An 18819-nucleotide genomic window follows, 5' to 3' on the forward strand; every position below is an offset into this window, starting at 1 on the left:
GCGTGTATCCGCATACTGTTTGACCCGATGGTGCTGACCTTGTTCCTGCTTGTCAATTTAATGACGGCTTGATGAATATTGGGTGACGATACATCCCTGCAAATTGTGATCCTGATCGAGAGGCTGCACGGATTCTGTGATGAAAGCGTCATCATGATGTTTTGCCGCTGGTTTGGGGAGAGTGGGCTGTTTAGTCTCTCAATAGAGCTGAGAGGTACATATATGAATCCTAAAGTGATGGCGCGTCAGGCCAGATTGCTGCGCATGCTGGAGAGCAAGGAGGAGGTGCGGATTGGGCGCGAGCGCGATTGTCCGCTGCCCGTGGGGCAACTGGTCAATCTCAAGGAGACGCATCCCGCCGTGCTCAAGGTCTATCGCCATGGCCTGACGGCCGAGGTGTTCCACCTCAAGGTCGATGGCCATCACTGGTGCCTGAAGCGGCGCCGCCAGGATTCACTGGTCGCCAATCTCGATGGCAAGACCGCCTTTCTGACCGAGCTGGAGCGCCGCCGGGAAATAGAAGCGCTGCGCGAGCTCCATCCCACCATTCTCTCCCACGTGGTCTGCACCAGCTATGGCTCGGCCCGGGCCGGCGTCTTGGTCTCTCCCTGGCTGCGTGGCGTGCCGGTGCATAGCCTCAATGAGCGCAATCTGGCCCAGATGCTGGAAGTGGAGGGGGAGCTGGCCCGCTGGGGCTGGTTTGACTGGGATCCGAGCCCCGGCAACCTGCTCGATGACGGCGAGCAGATCAGCGTCTTCGATTTTGGCTACATGTGGACCTTCGATCCCCGCTTTGAATACAACTCCAACGGGCTGGTTGACCCCCAGTTTCATGTGCCGGAACGGCTGGAGACCCGCACCCTCTCCGGGCTCTGGCTCGATGAGCCCGATCCCTTGCCGCAGTTTCGCTACTGGCGCGAGCTCTGCCTTGCCTGGGTGAAGCAGGAGATCCTCCATCTCGGTCGCCAGGGGGCGAGCGCCCCCGTGCTGGCGCGGCTGCATGCACTGCAGGGGGAGTGGAGCGCGGCGCTGGCCAGTGACGAGGCGCTTGCCGCCAACTGGTGGCGCGACATGTATCGCAGCCACAAGCTCGATGTAGCGGACGATCTGAGCGGCCAGAGCTGCGGCCCGCTCACCCTGCGCCGCCTCGACTGGCTGGAGCAGGCGATCACCGATCACTATCCCCTGCTGGTGGATAACCTGCCTGGGCAGGAGGAGGGCACCAGCCAGGATGACATGCTGGCGCGCTTGCAGCGACAGCGCCGCGAGGCCATGGCCTGCCAGCTGCCGGTGGCGACGCCGGCCTGAAACAGGGTCAACCGTGAAGGCAAAAAAAGAGGGCACCCCGGGGTGCCCTCTGCTATGGAAGCTGCTTAATCCAGCAGCTCCTGATGGAGGCAGTTGACTATGTTGCCGGCGTCCGACTCCTGTACCAGGAAGCAGAGGTTGTGGGCGCTGGCGCCGTAACAGATCATCCGGATGTTGTGATCCCGCAGGGTCGAGAAGACCTGGCTGCCAACCCCGTTCACCTCGCTCATGCGGTTGCCGATGAGGGCCACCAGCGCAAGCCCCGTCTCCACTTCCACCTTGCACAGCTGCCCCAGCTCCGCCAGCACCTTGTCACTCAAGACCGGCTCGCCGTTGCTCTGGCTGCCGGTGTGATCCAGGGTGAGCGACACGCTCACCTCCGAGGTGGTGATGAGATCCACCGAGATGCGGTGGCGGGCCAGGATGCCGAACACCTCGGCCAGAAAGCCATAGGCGTGGAACATGTTGAGGCTGTGCAGGGTCACCAGCACCTGGTTGCGGCGCAGGGCCACGGCGCGAAACAGCGGGCTCGAATCCGTGCTGGAGCGGATCCAGGTACCTCCCGCCGCCGGATCCTTGCTGGAGCCGACAAACACCGGAATGTTCTGGCGCACCGCAGGTTGCAGGGTCGCCGGATGCAGCACCTTGGCACCGAAGGTGGCCATCTCGGCCGCCTCGACGAAGCTGATCTCCGGGATGGGACGGGCACGGGTGACGAGGCGCGGATCCGTGGTGTAGATGCCGGGCACGTCGGTCCAGATCTCTATGCTGCCAGCGTCCAGCGCCTCGGCGAGCAGGGCTGCGCTGTAATCGGAGCCGCCGCGACCCAGGGTGGTGGTGCGGCCGTCGCCATCGGCGCCGATGAAGCCCTGGGTGATGATGAGGGTGTCCCCGAGCATGGGGGCCAGGGCTTGCTGGCATAGGGTGCGGGTGGCAGCGATATCCACGGTGGCCTTGCCAAAGCGACTGTCGGTGCGCATCAGCTGGCGCACATCCTGCCAGTGGGCCTTGACGCCACGCTGGTGCAACAGCTCGGTAAAGAGGCGGGTGGAGATGAGCTCACCACAGGCGATGAGGCGATCGGCCAGCTCGGCGTCGGTCTGCTGGCTGGCCTGGCGCGCCATGGTGCGGATCTCGCCAAGCTGGGCCCGGATGAACTCGCTCACGTCGTCCGGATGGCCCAGCTCGGCCAAAATGGCGTGCTGGATCTCCGCCAGCTTGCCCAGTTGCGTCTCCTGGCCCGCCTCATCCAGCTCGCCCTGTGCCAGCGCTACCAAGAGATTGGTGACGCCGGCGCTGGCGCTCAGCACTACCACCCGGGTGGCGGGGTTGGCCAGCACGATATCGGCGCAGTTGTTCATGGCCGCGGCGTTGGCGACACTGGTTCCGCCAAACTTGGCGACATTGATCGGGCTCATTGCGTACTCCTGTCTTAATATAAAAATCCGGTTCCATCGGGCAAAAAGAGAGGAGGAGGCTGAAAATGGCAGGAATGATCGAAGCTATCCCGGCCAGAAGCACTCCATCCGCAGAGCCCATCCCGTACCCGCCCTGTGAGAGCGCGGTGGGGGATGACCACTACCGATGACAACCCGGGGGATTCAGCCCCCGCAGCCGACAGCGAGGCGTCCAGTTACCTCGTCCATCTCGGCGCTGCTCCCCCTGACCCAAGTTCACCGGACTCTGGCGTCCTCCCTTGGGCTGCCTGGGCAGCGCTCCTCTTCTGGCTCCACCGTGGCGGTGGAGTACAATTAGAAATAACCTGCGTTGGATTACACTGTCAATCGAGTTTGTGAAAAAGTTCAAATTAGTCTTCAACCAAACGCAGAATCAACAAGTTACGCAATGCTTTTTGACAAAACCTTGGAGCGGCGCTGCCAGTTGTAGAGGCGCTGGCGCGCCACCGGCAGCTCTTCCACCTCCAGCGGCTCGAAACCCCGTTCCCGGAACCAGTGGATGGAGCGGGTGGTGAGCACGAACAGGCTGCGGATCCCGAGCCGCTTGGCCCGCTCGGCCACCTTGGCCACCAGCTGATCCCCGCGATTGGAGTTGCGGTAGTCGGGGTGGATGGCGACGCAGGCCATCTCGGCCATCGCTTCCTCGTGGAAGCAGTAGAGGGCGGCGCAGCCGATGATGAGACCATCGCGATCTATGATGGTGAACTTGTCGATCTCCATCTCCAGCTGCTCACGGGAGCGGCGTACCAGGATCCCTTCCTCCTCCAGCGGGCGGATGAGGTCGAGAATGCCGCCGATATCCTCTATGGTGGCGGCGCGGGCCTGTTCGGCGCTTTCGCGCACTATCTGAGTACCGAGACCGTCGCGGCTGAACAGCTCCTGCAACATGGCGCCGTCCTCCTTGTAGCTCACCAGGTGGGAGCGGGGTACGCCGCCACGGCAGGAGGCAATCGCCGCGCGCAGATAACGGGCGGTGCCGGACATCTCGGCCCCCGCCTGTTCCAGCTCCACCAATAGCTCTTCGGCCTGCTCGGGGAAGAGCTCCGAGATGGCCTCGCCGTGGCGGTCCATCACCCCTTGGGTGCTGCTAAAACAGATGAGCTTGTCCGCTTTCAAATCAACCGCCACCCGGCGCGCCACCTCTTCAGAGCTGAGGTTAAAGCTCTCGCCGGTGACCGAGCAGCCGATGGGGGAGATAAGCACCAGGCTTTTCTGATCCAGCTGGCGGGAGATCCCCTCCACGTCGATGCGGCGTACCCGGCCGCTGTGGCAAAAATCGATGCCGTCATCCACCCCGAGCGGCTGGGCGGTGACGAAGTTGCCGCTCACCACGCTGATGCGGGCCCCCTGCATGGGGGTATTGGCCAGCCCCATGGAGAGCTGGGCCGTGATGTCGTATTGCAGGCCGCCGCACACCTGTTTGATGAGGGCGAAGCTCTCGTCATCGGTGACCCGGGTGCGCTTGTGATACTGGGCGTCGATGCCGGCGCGGGCCAGTGCCTCGTCATTTTGCGGACGTGAACCGAACACCAGCACCAGGCGTATGCCTAAGGTCTGCAGCAGGGCGATATCGCTGACGATATTGGCAAAGTTGGGGTGGGCGATGGCCTCGCCCCCGATCATCAAGACAAAGGTGGCACCCCGATGCACGTTGACGTAGGGGGTGGATTGCCGGAAAGCATTGACCAGACTGGGTTCGCGTTCACGCACTTGAGGGATCTTCCATAAAAAAACAGCGATTCGCTCAATATATGAAAATAAATTCACAAATCAAGACTAAATATTGATTTGTGGGATTTCTGGTCCCACCGTTGTTTCCCTTGTTCAGCTGCCTTGGCGGCTGGTGTAGAGGAGGGGAGTGAGCCATCACTGGATTATGCAGGGGAGCTCTGGTTGATCCGGGGCGATAAACTGTTATCTTCGATATTCCTTTTCGTCAGCTGTGCGATGACACAGGGTTTTATACAAGGACAGGGTTCATGGAACAGATTATTTCGCCGGCAGATGCGCTGCCGGGCCGCCGCGAGGCGATGGTGATTGGCCAGCAACACGCGGTGAACGGTCACCCGACTCAGGGCCCCTGGCCTCAAGGGATGGAGATCGCCTGGTTTGGCATGGGGTGCTTCTGGGGTGTCGAGCGTCTGTTCTGGCAGCAGCCGGGAGTCTATTCCACCGCCGCCGGCTATCAGGGCGGGTTGACCCCCAATCCCACCTATAAAGAGGTGTGCAGCGGCCTGACCGGCCACGCCGAAACGGTGCAGGTGGTGTTTGATCCCAAGGTGATTAGCTACGGCGACCTGCTCAAGCTCTTTTGGGAGCAGCATGACCCGGCCCAGGGGATGCGCCAGGGTGGCGATATCGGTACCCAGTACCGGTCGGTCATCTTCCATGCCGACGAGAGCCAGCAGGCCATCGCCCAGCAGAGCCTGGCCGCGTTCCAGCAGGCCATGGTGGCCAGCGGCGACAGTCGCGCCATTACCACCCGTATCCTGCCCTATGCTCCCTTCTATTACGCCGAGGATTATCACCAGCAGTACCTGGAGAAGAATCCGGATGGCTATTGTGGACTGGGGGGAATTGGGGTTTGCCTGCCGCCGTCGCTCAATCGTTGAGGCAAGCGGTAGCTGGTTTTTAAAAAAAGTAAAAATATAAGATCAAAGTCTGGAACTTACTGCGACGACCGCTGACTAACTGATTAGCGTCCAGGGATCGGATGCAAAGTCCAGACACATTTCATGCCTTGAGAACCACTCGATAAGTGAACGGTCGGGTGGGTTGAAAATGATAGCAAGCAGGGCTGCCTGACAAGGCGGCCCTTTTCATTTTCTGGCGAAGAAGAGTGGAACAGGCGCGGATCAGGCGATCGCGCTGTCAAACAGGTTCTTGATGAGATCGATGAACTCTTCGAGGAAGGCTTGCTGTTCCGGGGTCGGGGCGCGCAGCCAGACGGCCGAGAGGACCTCTTCCAGATCCGCCACCACGGCATCCGCTTCCTGCATGATGACGAAACGCACCTTGGGGTCGAGCTCGGGATGCTGCTCGCAGATGGCCATCAGGTTGCTGGCTACACGGCCGCTGACCAGATCCTCGATGGTCTCGCCCCCCTCACTCTGTTGTTGGGCCTCGAACAGTCCCAAACGCTCTACCAGATACTCGATCAGCGAGATATAGCCATCACTTTCTACCACCATGGGTGCAGCCTCAATACAGTAACAATACGAAAATCAGGCGTATTTTAGTGGCTTGACCTAGCTTGGCAAGCGGCAGAACAGGCGATATCGGGTAAAACTGACCCCGCCACGCTCCACACACTCCATCCCGGTCAGGGTAAAACCATGTCGTAAAAATAGCCCATAACTGAAGGCGCTGGCTTCGGTGGTCACCGCTTTGAGCCCGAGCAGAGGGGCGTTTGCCAACGCCGTGGTCAGCAGCAGGTTGCCAAGTCCCTGGTGCTGATGCTCGGCGCTCACATAAAGAAGGCTCAGCTGTCCGTCCTGGCTCAAGGTGACGAAACCCAGGGGCGTGTCACCCCAGCAGGCGACCCAACCATGGTGCTCGCGAAGCTGATTGGCAAAGCCGGGATGATGGGCACCCAAAGCCCACTGCTCCACCTGCTCCGGGCTGTAGTGCTCGGGGCCTGTGCGGCGCACCGTCTGTTCGAACAGGGTGATGAGGGCGGGGATATGCTGCTCGCCCAGCGGGACGATATGAAGTTGCGACGTCATGACTTGGCCTGAGGAGCCTGCGGGCGTTTTGCCTTGGGCAAGCCGGCGACGACCCTTTCATAGGAGTGGTGCACCCAGCCCTGCCAGAGATCCTCGGCCAGGGTGTCGCTCAGGGTGACCGTGTTCCAGTGTTGTTTGTTCATGTGCCAACCCGGTTTGACCTCGGGGTGGAGTTCTCGCAGCAGCAGAGCCAGCTCGGGCTCGCACTTGAGGTTGATGGTGAGGGGCTCTGCCTGCCAGTCCACCAGCGCAAACATCTTGCCGGCGATGCGGTAGACCAGGATCTCCGGACCAAAGGGCGTGTCTTCGGTGGCGCCCGGCAGGGTGAGCAGAAACTGGCGCAAGTGAGTCAGGTCCATGGTGGGTTCTCGCGTAAGGGGTGATCCTGGTCATGGTTTGCGCATATCTATCAGGGGCTTGCTTCTGGTACTATGCGCGCTGCCGAGTATACCCCCCATCACAGAAGGAGCCCATTGGATGTTGTACCACAAGACCTTCGAGCTGGGTCCCGAACGGGATTGGGTGGTGTTCGTGCACGGGGCGGGCGGCAGCTCTTCCATCTGGTTCAGACAGCTGCGCGCCTATCGCGAGCATTTCAACGTGCTGCTGCTGGATCTGCGCGGCCACGGCCAGTCCCACAAGCTGCAGCAGGTGATCCAGGGCCACTACAGCTTTCGCGCCGTGACCGAGGACATAGTTCGTCTGCTCGATCATCTGAATATCCGCCGTGCCCACTTCGTCGGCATCTCCCTTGGCACCATCCTTATTCGCCATCTGGCGGAGCTTTGCCCCGAGCGGGTCAAGAGCATGGTGCTGGGGGGCGCCATCCTGCGCCTCGACATCCGCTCCCGGGTGCTGGTGCAGCTGGGTCGCCTCGGCCAGCACATTCTGCCCTACATGTGGCTCTACCGATTGTTCGCCTTCATCATCATGCCGCGCCAGCATCATCAGGAGTCGCGCAATCTCTTCGTGCGCGAGGCGCGCAAGCTCTGCCAGAAAGAGTTCAAGCGCTGGTTTCGCCTCGCCACCGAGGTTAATCCCCTGATGCGCTATTTCCGCGAGCGCGCCCTGCCTATTCCCACCCTCTATGTGATGGGGGAGGAGGATCACATGTTCCTGGCGCCGGTGCGCGAACAGGTGGCCCGCGATGCCAGCGCCTCCCTGATGGTGATCGAGCAGTGCGGTCACGTCTGCAACGTGGAGCAGCCCGAGCAGTTCAACCGCACCACCCTGGCCTTTCTCACCGCCCAGCGCCCCTGAATCGGGTGCCTTGCGGTTGCCGGCCGCTGTGGTACTCCGCTACTACCCGGCGCCCCGTGCGCTTCGCTACCCTGTGGCTCCCATTGATAAGGAGCCAACATGACCAAACTCATCCACACCATGATCCGGGTTCGCGATCTGGATGCCTCCACCCGTTTCTACCGCGATGCCCTCGAGCTGGAGGTGCGGGATCACTTCCCCTTCGATGGCTTCTCTCTCACCTATCTTGCCAATGCAAAGAGCGGCTTCGAGCTCGAACTCACCCACAATCACGGGCAGGCCGAGCCCTACAGCCACGGCAGCGGCTATGGCCATCTGGCGGTGACGGTGGAAGATATAGAGGAGACCCATCAACGCCTGACGGCGCTTGGTCTTGCCCCTGCACCGGTCAAGGCAATGGAGCATGAGGGCAACCTGCTGGCCCGGTTCTTCTTCGTGACCGACCCTGACGGCTACAAGATTGAATTTATCGAGCGCGGCGGGCGCTTCGCCTGACGCTGAACTGGCAGGATGTATTTGGCGGCCAGAGGGAGATCCTTCGGCCGTTTTTTCAGGCGGCGTCCCGAGCGGTTGCGGGGTTGGATTCGAGATAGATGAGGCAGGAGCAGCGCAGCAGGGAGGCAAAGTTGCCCATCTCCATGCCGTTGCCCTGCGCCTCCTGATAGAGCTTGGAGAGAAACTGCCCCATGGAGCGCCCCTGGGCGTGGCAGAGCTGCTCGAGAATATCCCAGAACTTGTTTTCCAGCCGGATGCTGGTGCTATGGCCGCAGATCCGCACAGAACGGGTGGTGCTGGTGTAGTTGTAGGGATCCTGGCCGGAGAAAACGGTGCACATGGGGCGCCTCCTGGGTAAACGGGGAGGCCATGGTAAGCAAGGCCTCCCGTCAGGTCAAAGTCCGCCAACCCGTTCGCTCACACGAAGTAGTGGGCAATGTCGAGGTAACGCTGGCGGATATGCTCGATGAGCAACCTTATCTTGCGCGGTGGCTGGCGGGTGAAGGGGTAGACGGCGTAGATCCCGAGTTTCTTGCCCACCCGATCCGGAAACAAGTCCACCAGATCCCCGTTCATCAGATCGTGATAGACCAGGCAGCGCGGCACATAGACGATGCCGCGTCCCCCCAGCGCCGCCTTGCGCAAAGCGCTGGCGTTGTCGGTGGAGAAGTTCCCCGACACCGACAACAGATAGTCCCCCTGTTCCCCCTTGAAGGCCCACTCCGATGCCCCCGTGCTCTGGTAGGCGTAGCGCAGGCAGTTGTGGGTGAGCAAGTCTGACGGCTCGCGCGGCGCCCCGAAGCGGCGCACATAGGCGGGGGCGGCGCAGATCACCCACTGGGAGTCGAGGATGTGGCGGGCAATCAGGCTCGAGTCATCCAGATAGCCGGTGCGAATGACCAGGTCGAACCCCTCTTCCACCAGATTGACGAAGCGGTTGTCCAGCGACATCTCCACCGTGAGCCCTGGGTGTTGCTGGCAAAAATCGGCCACGGCGTTGGCGAGCAAGAGCTCCCCGGAGATGGTGGGCACCGACATCCGTACATGACCGCTCACCTTTTCACCAAAACCCGCCACTGCGTCGAAGGCGTCCAGTGCGGCGGCCTTCACATTTTTGGCACCCTGATAGAGCTCCTTGCCCGCCTCGCTCAAGGTCAGCCGGCGCGTGGTGCGATAGAGCAGCTGCACCCCGAGCTCTTCCTCCAGGCGCCCGATCCGCTTGCTAACCACTGAATTTGTCAGGGAATTTTGCTCGGCCACCTTGCTGAAGGAGCCGGCCTCCACCACCTGGGCGAAGAGAATGAGGTCGTCGGTACTGGCCATATTTGTCGATTTTAGGAATGAATGTTGTTCATTATTTCCATATATCGCGAAAAAGGAACAGGGTAAGGTCACGTTCGCTTAACAAAACAACAACAAGGTGCGCCCGTCGCACGACCTCTGGACAAGGATGCAATGATGACAGACACCCTGTTGGCCCTGGTGGCCTTCTCGCCGATCGTGGTGGCCGCCGTGCTGCTGGTCGGCCTCAACTGGCCCGCCAAGCGCGCCATGCCCATCGCCTTTCTCCTGACCGTATTCATCGCCCTCTGGGGCTGGCAGATGAGCCCGACACGGGTGCTCGCCTCCAGCCTGCAGGGGCTCATCATCACGGTGACCGTGCTCTGGATAGTGTTCGGCGCCATCCTGATGCTCAACACTCTCAAACACACCGGCGCCATCAGCGCCATTCGCGGCGGCTTTACCAACATCTCGCCGGATCGGCGCATCCAGGCCATCATCATCGCCTGGTGCTTCGGCGCCTTTATCGAGGGGGCCTCGGGCTTTGGCACCCCGGCCGCCATCGCCGCCCCCCTGCTGGTGGCCATCGGCTTTCCGGCGCTCGCCGCCGTGCTGCTTGGCATGATGATCCAGTCCACCCCGGTCTCGTTCGGTGCGGTGGGTACCCCCATCCTGGTGGGGATCAACAAGGGGCTGGATAACCAGGCCATCGGCCACACCCTGAGCGCCGGTGGCAGCAGCTGGGACATCTACCTGCAGCAGGTGACCACCAACGTGGCCCTCATTCACGCCACCGTCGGCACCCTGATGCCGGTGCTGATGGTGATGATGCTGACCCGCTTCTTCGGCCGCAATCGCAGCTGGACCGAGGGGCTCTCCATCCTGCCGTTCGCGATTTTCGCGGGGCTCGCCTTCACTGTGCCTTATGCCCTGACCGGCATGCTGCTCGGCCCCGAGTTCCCGTCCCTCATCGGCGGTCTGGTGGGGCTGGCCCTGGTGGTGACGGCGGCGCGCCGCGGCTTCCTGGTGCCCAAGAGCTCCTGGGATTTCGCCCCCGAGAACGAGTGGCCCGCCGAGTGGCTGGGTTCCCTCAAGCTTGATCTCAAAGAGGCCGCCGGCCGCCCCATGTCCCTGTTGCTGGCCTGGCTCCCCTATGTGGCGCTGGCGCTCCTGCTGGTGGCGAGCCGGGTGAGCCCGGAGTTCAAGGCAAGCCTGTTGTCGGTGAGCCTCGCCTTCACAGACCTCCTGGGGGAGAAGGGGGTCAGTGCCTCCATTGAGCCGCTCTACCTGCCGGGGGGCCTGCTGGTGCTCTGCGCCCTGCTCGCCACCCTCATTCAGGCCCGCGCCCTGGCGCCCCTCGGCCGCGCCGTGAGCGAGTCGAGCCGCACCCTGATCGGCGCCGGCTTCGTGCTCATCTTCACCGTGCCCATGGTGCGCATTTTCATCAACTCCGGCGTCAACGGGGCGGATCTCGCCAGCATGCCGGTGACCACGGCGAACTTTGCCGCAGGGCTCGTCGGGGAGTTCTTCCCGGCCCTGAGCGCCACCATAGGCGCGCTCGGGGCCTTTATCGCCGGCTCCAACACGGTGTCGAACATGATGTTCAGCCAGTTCCAGTTCGAAGTGGCCCAGACCCTCGGCGTCTCCACCGCCGCCATGCTGGCGCTGCAGGCCGTTGGCGCGGCGGCTGGCAACATGATTGCCATTCACAACGTGGTGGCGGCCTCGGCCACCGTGGGGCTCTTGGGCCGCGAGGGAGCGACGCTGCGCAAGACGGCGCTGCCGACCCTCTACTACCTGCTGGCCACCGGCCTTATCGGGTTGGCGCTCATGTACAGCTTCCACGTCTCGGACGCACTGCTGCAGTTGAAGTAAAGGAGAGCAAGTGATGAAGGTAATGCGGGTCTATCCGGCCAAGCCGGCCGATGTCTATCTCTACGCCACCTGCCTGGTGGATCTGTTCGACCCGGTGGCGGGGCTCGATGCCATCGCCCTGATCGAGCGGGAGGGGATAAGGGTGCACTTTGTCGAGAAGCAGACCTGCTGCGGCCAGCCGGCCTACACCTCGGGTCACGAGGAGGAGGCGCGCAAGGTGGCGCAAAGCCAGATGGTGCTCTTCCCCGAGCCCTGGCCCGTGGTGGTGCTGTCGGGCTCCTGCGGCGGCATGATGCACCATCACTACCGCCGCCTCTTCCCGGAGAGCCCCGAGGTGGCAGCGTTTTGCGAGCGGGTGTTCGAGCTCACCGAGTTTCTGGCCCGGGTCTGCCGGGTGCGCTGGCGCGCCGTGGGGGAGGCGAGCATAGTGATGCACACCTCCTGCTCGGCCCGGCGCGAGATGCAGGTGCACACCACGGCCCTCAGTCTGCTGGGGCAGCTCGATGGCGTTACGTTGCACGAGCAGGCCTACGAGAGCGAGTGCTGCGGCTTTGGCGGCACCTTCTCGGTGCGCCATCCCCACATCAGCCAGGCCATGGTCGAAGACAAGACCCGCCACCTGCTGGCCACCGGCGCCGACACCCTGGTGAGCGCCGACTGGGGGTGCCTGCTCAACATCAAGGGATCCCTGGCCTATCAGGGCAAGACGCTCCCTGCCACCCATCTGGCCAGCTTCCTGCTCGCCCATAGCGAGCCGGTGGCTCAGGGCTTACAAGCGCAAAAACAGGGGGCCCATCATGAGTGATCACGCCAAGTATTCACCGCGCCGCTTCCATCCCCAGGCCGAGGCGGCCCTGGCCGACCCCGTGCTGCGCCAGAACTTTCGCGGCGCCATGGATTACCTGCGCGGCAAGCGCCGCGACGCCTTCGCCGACCCGCAGGAAGAAGCTGCAGTGCGCGATGCGGCCGAACAAATTCGCCAGCGCTGCCTCTCGCGCCTGCCGGAACTGCTGGAGCAACTCGAAGCCAACTGCGAGCGCAACGGCATCCGGGTGCACTGGGCCCAGACGCCGGACGAGGCCAACGCCATCATCCTTCGCATCGCCCAGCAGCACGGGGTGAGCTCCATCGTCAAGGGCAAGTCCATGGTGAGCGAGGAGGTGGGTTTCAACCACGAGATGGCGCGCCACGGCATCCGTTGCCTTGAGAGCGACATGGGGGAGTTTATCGTCCAGCTCGACGGCGATACCCCGTCCCACATCATCATGCCCGCCATCCACAAGAACAAGCAGGAGGTGAGCGACACCTTCGCAAGCAATCTGGAAGGCTTTACCCCCACCACCGACGTGGACGAACTGATCCAGACCGGACGGCGGGCCCTGCGCGAAGAGTTTCGCCGCGCCGGCATGGGGCTCTCCGGCGTCAACTTCGCGGTGGCGGAGACCGGCAGCCTCTGTCTGGTCGAGAACGAGGGCAACGGGCGCATGTGTACCACTGTGCCGAAAGTGCACGTGGCCATCACCGGCATCGAGAAGGTGGTGGAGTTCCTCTCCGACGTGCCGCCGCTTTACAGCGCCCTGACCCGCTCGGCTACCGGCCAGGCCATCACCACCTACTTCAACGTCATCAGCGGCCCGCGCCGGGCAGGGGAGCTGGATGGCCCAGACGAGGTGCACCTGGTGCTGCTCGACAACGGCCGCAGCCAGGCCTATCGGGACGAGGAGCTGCGCAAGACATTGCAGTGCATCCGTTGCGGCGCCTGCATGAACCACTGTCCGGTCTACACCCGCATCGGCGGCCACGCCTACGGCACCATCTACCCGGGTCCCATCGGCAAGATCATCTCCCCCCATCTGCTGGGGCTGGAAAGCACCCAGGATCTGGTGACCGCATCGAGCCTGTGCGGCGCCTGTGGCGAGGTGTGCCCGGTGCGCATCCCCATTCCCGACATGCTGCAGCGCCTGCGCCGGGAGGCCAAGCACGACGCTATGCCTGGCCACGAGCCGCTGGCGGGGCAGGGGGCGGCCAAAAGCCGGCTCGAAACCCTTGCCATGCAGGGCTTTGCCTTCGCCGCCACCCACCCGCGCCTCTATCACGCCGCAACCGGTGTGGCCGGTCGTCTGCGTGGGCTGATGCCTAAACACCTTGGCCCCTGGACCCAGTGCCGCGAGGCCCCCAAACCCGCCCCCCAGAGCCTGCACGCCCTGCTGCGCCAGAAGAAGAAGGAGTCCTGAGATGTCGAGCAAAGAGGCTATCTTGAACCGCCTGCGCGGCGCCGCCACCCCCATTGCCCACGCCCCCCATGGCTGGCAGCCTTGGCGCGGGGCCGATGACGGCGCGCGGCGCGAGCGCTTTCTTGGCATGATCACCGCCAGCCACGCCGAGATCCTCACCGTCAAGGAGGCGACCCTTGCCCGGGAGCTGGCCGCCTGGCTGGATGGGGAAGCAATAACGCATCTGGCCTGTGGCCAGGGCGGCCGCTGGCAGGCCGACGTCGCGGCCGCCTGCGCCGGGCGCTCTGTGTTGACCCCGGCGGGGCAGTTTGCCGGCTGGAAAGACGAGTTGTTCGATGCCTGTCAGGCGGGCATCACCCACTGCGCGGGCGCCATCGCCGATACCGGGACGCTTGTGTTGCTGCCGGATGGCGGCGAGCCGCGCACACTCTCGCTGGTGCCCCCCTGTCATATCGCGCTGCTGGCGGCCTCCACCATCGCCGACAACCTGGCGGGGCTGGTGGAGGCCGGGCGCTGGCAGCAGGCCATGCCCACCAATTTGCTGCTGGTCTCCGGCCCCTCCAAGACCGCCGACATCCAGCAGACCCTGGCCTACGGCGCCCACGGCCCGAGCCGCCTCTTGGTAGTGCTGGTGGAGGATTGCTGATGCTTTGGAACCAGTTTGATGCCGCCGTGCTTTCGCGTATCCCGCCGGAGCGGCTGGTGAGCGACCCGGATTTGCGATTGGCCCACGGCACGGACGCCAGCTTCTACCGCCTGGTGCCCGAGCGCATCGTGCGCCTCGACTCCCTCGATGAGGTGCGCTTCGTGCTGGCGGTGTGCCGCGAATTGCACCTGCCGTGCACCTTTCGCGCTGCCGGCACCAGCCTCTCGGGTCAGGCCTTGAGTGATTCGGTGCTCATTACCCTGACCGACAGCTGGCGCGGCCACCGCATTCTGGACCAGGGTGCGCGCATCGCCCTGCAACCCGGGGTGATCGGCGCCGATGCCAACCGCTATCTGGCGCCTCTGGGGCGCAAGATTGGGCCGGATCCCGCTTCCATCAACGCCTGCAAGCTGGGTGGCATCGCCGCCAACAACGCGAGCGGCATGTGCTGCGGCACCGCCCACAACAGCTATCACACCCTGCACGCCATGACCCTGCTGCTGGCCGATGGCACCGTGCTGGAGAGCAGCGATCCCCACAGCCGCGCCGCCTTCGCGACCAGGCGCCCGGAGCTGCTCACGGGGCTTGCCGCCCTGCGTGCCGAGGTGCTGGCGAATACTGAACTTGCCGCGAAAATTCGCCACAAGTACCGGCTCAAGAACACCACCGGCTACGCCATCAATGCCCTGCTCGATCATGAGGACCCCGTCGATATCCTCACCCACCTGATGATCGGCTCGGAGGGGACCCTCGGCTTTATCGCCGAGGTGGTGCTCGACACCGTGCCCGAATACCCCCACAAGGCCTCGGCCCTGCTGGTGTTTCGGGACGCCGAGCAGGCCTGTCTGGCCACCTCGCGCCTGAAAAGTGCCCCGGTGGCGGCGGTGGAGCTGATGGATGGGCGATCCCTTCGCTCGGTGGCGGGCAAGCCCGGCCTGCCGGACTTTATCAAGACGCTGGACCTGGCTGCCTGCGCCCTGCTTGTCGAGGTGCATGGGGAGTCGAAGGAAGAGCTGGTGGATCGCTGCGAGCAGGTGATGGCCATGGCGGCCGAGTTCGCTCAGGTCGCTTCTGTGCCTTTTACTACCGACAGCGCCGGGCTCTGGGCCATTCGCAAGGGGCTCTTCCCGGCGGTGGGGGCGGTGCGCACCACCGGCACCACCGTCATCATCGAGGATGTCGCCTTTCCCATCGAACGTCTGGCCGAAGGGGTGGCAGGGCTGCAAGCCCTGTTCGATCGCTTTGAATACGGTGAAGCCATCATCTTCGGCCACGCGCTGGAGGGGAACCTGCACTTCGTCTTTACCCAGGGGTTCGACGATCCGGCCCAGGTGGCCCGCTACGGTGCCTTTATGGATGCGGTGGCCGAGCTCGTCGCCGTGCGCTTTGGCGGGTCCCTCAAGGCCGAGCACGGCACCGGCCGCAACATGGCACCCTATGTGGAGCTGGAATGGGGGCCGGAGGGGATGGCACTGATGCGTCGCATCAAGGCGCTGCTGGACCCGGATGGCCTGCTCAATCCCGGTGTCATCATCAACGACGACCCCAACGCCCACCTGGCCCACCTCAAGCCCATGCCGGCGAGCGATGCCATCGTGGATCCTTGTATCGAGTGCGGCTTTTGCGAGGCGGTCTGCCCCTCGCGTACCCTGTCGCTCTCGCCACGCCAGCGCATCGTGCTCTATCGCGAACTGGCCCGCCGTGCCCGCACCGATGAGCCCTCCCGCGAGCTGGCCCGGCTGTTTGACTATCAGGGGATTGAGACCTGCGCGGCGACCGGGCTGTGCGCCGATCGCTGCCCGGTCGGCATCAACACTGGCAGCCTGATCAAGAAGTTGCGCCACGAAAAGTACCAGCGCTTCGTGCCCATCGCCCGCTGGAGCGCCGATCACTTCGCCGGCGTTACCCGTACGGCCCGCAGTGCGCTGGGTCTCAAAGGGATTGCCGGCAAGCTATTGGGAGACAAGGCGCTGGCAGGCTTGGTGGGGGGCGTGCGCAAGCTCAGCGGCCAGCGCACGCCCGCCTGGCTGCCGACCCTGCCGGGGCCGAGCCGCTATCGGTGGCCGCAAGGGGAGGGGAGCCATGGCGGATCCAGCGAGGACATTGGAGGGGATCGCACCGTGGTCTATCTGCCTTCTTGCGCCAGCCGGGTATTCGGCCAGCAGGAGGATGCTCCGTCACTGCCACAGGTGGTGCAATCCCTGCTCGAGAAGGCGGGTTGCCGGGTCATAGTGCCGGCGAGAGTTGAGGGGCTCTGCTGCGGCATGCCCTATGACAGCAAGGGGATGAGTGAGGTAGCGGAAGCCAAGCGTACTGATCTGGTCGAGGCCCTGTGGCAGGCAAGCGAGCTGGGGCGCTGGCCCGTGTTGCTTGACACCAGCCCCTGCGTGCAGCGACTGCTGTCGGGGGCGCTCGGCAAGGGCCTGCGGGTGTTCGAGCCCTCCGCCTTTGTGCTGGAACACCTGCTGCCCCACCTTGAGCTGACCCCCATCGATGAGACGGTCATGCTCCATATCACCTGCAGCAGCCGGCGCATGGGGCTCGGCGATAAGATGCTGGCGCTGGCCCGCGCCTGCGCCCGCGAGGTGATCGTGCCTGAGCATATCCAGTGCTGCGGCTTTGCCGGCGACAAGGGGCTGATGACCCCGGAGCTCAACGCCGCCGCCCTTGCCAGCCTGCCCGCCCAGGTGCCCAGGGATTGCCGTCAGGGATTCAGCAATAGCCGCACCTGTGAAATGGGGCTCAGCCAGCACGCTGGCATTCCCTATCACAGCATCCTCTATCTGGTGGATCAGGCGGCGAAATAAATAACCCCCCCGGCAGAATTAATTCTGCCGGGGGGGTTATTTTAAGACTGAATCAATTGTACAAGACAGCCTGATTTTTGAATGGGTGTTGCACTTCAATGCAGAATCCACCAGAACTAAGAGCCTGCTCTATCTTTTGCTCTGGCAATGTAGTTCATGCCTGTTAGTTCTGATTTCAAAAACTCATCATCTAATAGTTGCAAAAAATAAGAGCAGCGCTGTATGCTATTCAAGTCAAACTGATTTCCATCCTCTGTTAGCTTGAGCTTATTTTCATAGAAAGATTTACTCATGGCGAATGAGATAATTTCTTCATTAGATAGTTCTTGCTCTATAACGGCTGAATTTTTGAAAACCTTGACAAATTTTCTGGCGAAGTTAGTCTCACTTTTTAGCCGTTTATTAAACTTTTCTAGATTGTCGACAAGACCACGTGATTCAATACTTGAGCAGTATTGCTCTGCCTTGGCATGTATTATCTTGTCAAACCCTAACTCTTTCTCAAATGCTTTAATGTTGTTTATTAGGTAGCTTTGTCCAATTTTAGCAAAGATAAAGTTGTGGTTTAGTCTCAAAACATCATCTGTCATTTTTACAACTCGGGTCTTATGAGTGGTAAAGAAAACACCTTTCCCCGAAGTCCATAGAGCTGTTCTATGTATGTACTGATAAAATGAGATTACCTTTCCATCATTTCCTTTAAGTCTTATGACGACAGCTTTAATACTTGACAGACCTTTACTTTTAACTTGGTATTTGCCAATAATTTTATTGGCTTGCATGTTGTTAACTTTGTCTAAATACTTAAACTCATGTATTTGTTCATCAAAATCAAAATAATAGAGTGCGTTCTTTCGATCATCTGCATTAGATAAATTTGGAATTGAAAATCTCTCGTTATCAGTGAATCTGTTTTTCAGGTCACTGACAAAGCCAACCATAAACTCATCCAAGCCATCACTTTCAATATCAGAGTCATACAGTTCATTATTATCATCATCAATAAAGAAGACTTTAATTCCTGTACATGTATCCAGGATGCTCTTCATGTCACTTTTAATGTCATCTCTAGTCATTATTTATTTTCCTAGCAAAGCAAACATCTTCTGAGATAAATTTATAGGCAATGTTTTGCCCTTTTTTTAAGTCATGTTTTGTTATTACGATTACGGAGTGGTAATGGCTGACATGATCTGCCAAAGTGGCTCTATATAGCTTGTATCCATAAATAGATAGTGTTGGGTTCGTATAGTATTTATCGGTTCTAACAAAAATGATACCGATCACAATTAATAAGAATAAATAGGCAAGCAACTTAAATGGGGAGTCAAAATTGAGTCCTGCAAACGGAACAATATATGTGGCTAAAAAGCTTAAATGCTCATAATTTTCACTTTTGCAATCAATGACCAACAAGCTATCACTAGCACTACCATTAAGTTCAAAATCAAATTCACGCCTTACAAATTCACAATATATAATGAAGAAAAGCATCAATATAGGAAGCCAATTAGACAAGGTATAATATATAACAATGTTATATTTTAGTTCGCTATCTGAAGATGGAGGTTCTATATTAATGGATAAAAAAATCACCATGACAAATAAAAACATAAGAGAAAGAATGTAAAGTTTTATTTTCTCCTTAGTATTCATATCCAGCCTCTAACTTATTCCTTAACATTATGTCGCTATTTTTAATAATAAATTTGCCATCAAATTGGAGCGCTA

General features: G+C 60.8%; 18 protein-coding genes and 1 riboswitch. Of the genes, 9 read left to right on the plus strand and 9 right to left on the minus strand.

Annotated elements, in window-relative coordinates:
* The first annotated feature begins 222 nt into the window (after positions 1–222).
* Complete coding sequence (locus LA321_RS14545; protein ID WP_042071704.1) at positions 223–1308, plus strand: protein kinase family protein; 1086 nt, start codon at positions 223–225, stop codon at positions 1306–1308.
* A gap of 65 nt (positions 1309–1373) precedes the next feature.
* Here the strand turns inward: LA321_RS14545 and lysC are convergent, their stop codons facing one another.
* Both lysC and argA read right to left on the minus strand, forming a co-directional pair.
* Positions 1374–2726, minus strand: coding sequence for a lysine-sensitive aspartokinase 3 (gene lysC / locus LA321_RS14550; protein WP_042071701.1), 1353 nt, complete (start codon positions 2724–2726; stop codon positions 1374–1376).
* Between the two features lie 89 nt (positions 2727–2815).
* Positions 2816–3039, minus strand: a riboswitch (Lysine riboswitch).
* 107 nt (positions 3040–3146) lie between these two features.
* The gene (gene argA / locus LA321_RS14555; protein ID WP_042071699.1) at positions 3147–4475 is read right to left on the minus strand and encodes an amino-acid N-acetyltransferase; all 1329 of its coding nucleotides are present in this window, start codon (positions 4473–4475) and stop codon (positions 3147–3149) included.
* 269 nt (positions 4476–4744) lie between these two features.
* Here argA and msrA point away from each other — a divergent pair, with 269 nt between their 5' ends.
* On the plus strand, positions 4745–5377 hold the full coding sequence (gene msrA / locus LA321_RS14560; protein ID WP_042071696.1) for a peptide-methionine (S)-S-oxide reductase MsrA: 633 nt from the start codon (positions 4745–4747) through the stop codon (positions 5375–5377).
* Between the two features lie 243 nt (positions 5378–5620).
* Here the strand turns inward: msrA and LA321_RS14565 are convergent, their stop codons facing one another.
* From LA321_RS14565 to LA321_RS14575, 3 genes are read right to left on the minus strand one after another with little or no spacing between them, the layout of a single operon-like run.
* Positions 5621–5956: a DUF3802 family protein gene (locus tag LA321_RS14565; protein ID WP_042071694.1), complete on the minus strand. Its 336-nt coding sequence runs from the start codon at positions 5954–5956 to the stop codon at positions 5621–5623.
* A gap of 57 nt (positions 5957–6013) precedes the next feature.
* Positions 6014–6490, minus strand: a complete 477-nt coding sequence (locus tag LA321_RS14570; RefSeq protein WP_042071692.1) for a GNAT family N-acetyltransferase — start codon at positions 6488–6490, stop codon at positions 6014–6016.
* A complete protein-coding gene (locus tag LA321_RS14575; RefSeq protein ID WP_042025997.1) occupies positions 6487–6849 on the minus strand; it encodes an MmcQ/YjbR family DNA-binding protein in 363 nt (120 codons plus the stop codon). The genes LA321_RS14570 and LA321_RS14575 overlap by 4 nt, the downstream gene beginning before the upstream one ends.
* A 118-nt stretch (positions 6850–6967) precedes the next feature.
* On the opposite strand from LA321_RS14575, the gene LA321_RS14580 reads away from it, so the two are divergent.
* A complete protein-coding gene (locus LA321_RS14580) occupies positions 6968–7750 on the plus strand; it encodes an alpha/beta fold hydrolase (protein ID WP_026456517.1) in 783 nt (260 codons plus the stop codon).
* Positions 7751–7849: 99 nt separating this feature from the next.
* On the plus strand, positions 7850–8245 hold the full coding sequence (locus LA321_RS14585) for a glyoxalase superfamily protein (protein ID WP_042071690.1): 396 nt from the start codon (positions 7850–7852) through the stop codon (positions 8243–8245).
* A gap of 55 nt (positions 8246–8300) precedes the next feature.
* Here LA321_RS14585 and LA321_RS14590 read toward each other — a convergent pair whose 3' ends face one another.
* Positions 8301–8585 (minus strand): ribbon-helix-helix domain-containing protein, encoded by a 285-nt coding sequence (locus LA321_RS14590; protein ID WP_042071687.1) that lies wholly within the window; start codon positions 8583–8585, stop codon positions 8301–8303.
* A 77-nt stretch (positions 8586–8662) separates the two neighbouring features.
* On the minus strand, positions 8663–9640 hold the full coding sequence (locus tag LA321_RS14595; protein WP_156141057.1) for a LysR family transcriptional regulator: 978 nt from the start codon (positions 9638–9640) through the stop codon (positions 8663–8665).
* 63 nt (positions 9641–9703) lie between these two features.
* Here LA321_RS14595 and LA321_RS14600 point away from each other — a divergent pair, with 63 nt between their 5' ends.
* From LA321_RS14600 to LA321_RS14620, 5 genes are read left to right on the plus strand one after another with little or no spacing between them, the layout of a single operon-like run.
* Positions 9704–11401, plus strand: a complete 1698-nt coding sequence (locus tag LA321_RS14600; RefSeq protein ID WP_042071682.1) for an L-lactate permease — start codon at positions 9704–9706, stop codon at positions 11399–11401.
* Between the two features lie 13 nt (positions 11402–11414).
* A complete protein-coding gene (locus LA321_RS14605; protein WP_156141071.1) occupies positions 11415–12206 on the plus strand; it encodes a (Fe-S)-binding protein in 792 nt (263 codons plus the stop codon).
* The gene (locus tag LA321_RS14610; protein WP_042071680.1) at positions 12199–13635 is read left to right on the plus strand and encodes a LutB/LldF family L-lactate oxidation iron-sulfur protein; all 1437 of its coding nucleotides are present in this window, start codon (positions 12199–12201) and stop codon (positions 13633–13635) included. Before LA321_RS14605 ends, LA321_RS14610 begins: the two co-directional genes overlap by 8 nt.
* Before the next feature lies 1 nt (position 13636).
* Positions 13637–14281, plus strand: coding sequence for a LutC/YkgG family protein (locus tag LA321_RS14615; protein WP_042071678.1), 645 nt, complete (start codon positions 13637–13639; stop codon positions 14279–14281).
* Entirely contained in the window at positions 14281–17088 is a 2808-nt protein-coding gene (locus LA321_RS14620; RefSeq protein ID WP_042071675.1) for an FAD-binding and (Fe-S)-binding domain-containing protein, read from the plus strand. The genes LA321_RS14615 and LA321_RS14620 overlap by 1 nt, the downstream gene beginning before the upstream one ends.
* 116 nt (positions 17089–17204) lie before the next feature.
* On the opposite strand, the gene kwaB is transcribed toward LA321_RS14620, so the two are convergent.
* Positions 17205–18164, minus strand: coding sequence for an anti-phage protein KwaB (gene kwaB / locus LA321_RS14625; protein ID WP_042071672.1), 960 nt, complete (start codon positions 18162–18164; stop codon positions 17205–17207).
* Entirely contained in the window at positions 18157–18744 is a 588-nt protein-coding gene (kwaA, locus tag LA321_RS14630; protein WP_042071670.1) for an anti-phage protein KwaA, read from the minus strand. The genes kwaB and kwaA overlap by 8 nt, the downstream gene beginning before the upstream one ends.
* Positions 18745–18819 lie beyond the last annotated feature (75 nt).

This window comes from Aeromonas enteropelogenes (assembly GCF_020097295.1).
Classification (GTDB): domain Bacteria; phylum Pseudomonadota; class Gammaproteobacteria; order Enterobacterales; family Aeromonadaceae; genus Aeromonas; species Aeromonas enteropelogenes.

Bases quoted from the DNA above. Each gene is read 5' to 3' on its own strand.
- LA321_RS14545 (WP_042071704.1), top strand. From the start codon at position 223: ATGAATCCTAAAGTGATGGCGCGTCAGGCCAGATTGCTGCGCATGCTG.
- lysC (WP_042071701.1), bottom strand. From the start codon at position 2,726: ATGAGCCCGATCAATGTCGCCAAGTTTGGCGGAACCAGTGTCGCCAAC.
- msrA (WP_042071696.1), top strand. From the start codon at position 4,745: ATGGAACAGATTATTTCGCCGGCAGATGCGCTGCCGGGCCGCCGCGAG.
- LA321_RS14565 (WP_042071694.1), bottom strand. From the start codon at position 5,956: ATGGTGGTAGAAAGTGATGGCTATATCTCGCTGATCGAGTATCTGGTA.
- LA321_RS14570 (WP_042071692.1), bottom strand. From the start codon at position 6,490: ATGACGTCGCAACTTCATATCGTCCCGCTGGGCGAGCAGCATATCCCC.
- LA321_RS14575 (WP_042025997.1), bottom strand. From the start codon at position 6,849: ATGGACCTGACTCACTTGCGCCAGTTTCTGCTCACCCTGCCGGGCGCC.
- LA321_RS14580 (WP_026456517.1), top strand. From the start codon at position 6,968: ATGTTGTACCACAAGACCTTCGAGCTGGGTCCCGAACGGGATTGGGTG.
- LA321_RS14585 (WP_042071690.1), top strand. From the start codon at position 7,850: ATGACCAAACTCATCCACACCATGATCCGGGTTCGCGATCTGGATGCC.
- LA321_RS14590 (WP_042071687.1), bottom strand. From the start codon at position 8,585: ATGTGCACCGTTTTCTCCGGCCAGGATCCCTACAACTACACCAGCACC.
- LA321_RS14600 (WP_042071682.1), top strand. From the start codon at position 9,704: ATGACAGACACCCTGTTGGCCCTGGTGGCCTTCTCGCCGATCGTGGTG.
- LA321_RS14605 (WP_156141071.1), top strand. From the start codon at position 11,415: ATGAAGGTAATGCGGGTCTATCCGGCCAAGCCGGCCGATGTCTATCTC.
- LA321_RS14610 (WP_042071680.1), top strand. From the start codon at position 12,199: ATGAGTGATCACGCCAAGTATTCACCGCGCCGCTTCCATCCCCAGGCC.
- LA321_RS14615 (WP_042071678.1), top strand. From the start codon at position 13,637: ATGTCGAGCAAAGAGGCTATCTTGAACCGCCTGCGCGGCGCCGCCACC.
- LA321_RS14620 (WP_042071675.1), top strand. From the start codon at position 14,281: ATGCTTTGGAACCAGTTTGATGCCGCCGTGCTTTCGCGTATCCCGCCG.
- kwaB (WP_042071672.1), bottom strand. From the start codon at position 18,164: ATGACTAGAGATGACATTAAAAGTGACATGAAGAGCATCCTGGATACA.
- kwaA (WP_042071670.1), bottom strand. From the start codon at position 18,744: ATGAATACTAAGGAGAAAATAAAACTTTACATTCTTTCTCTTATGTTT.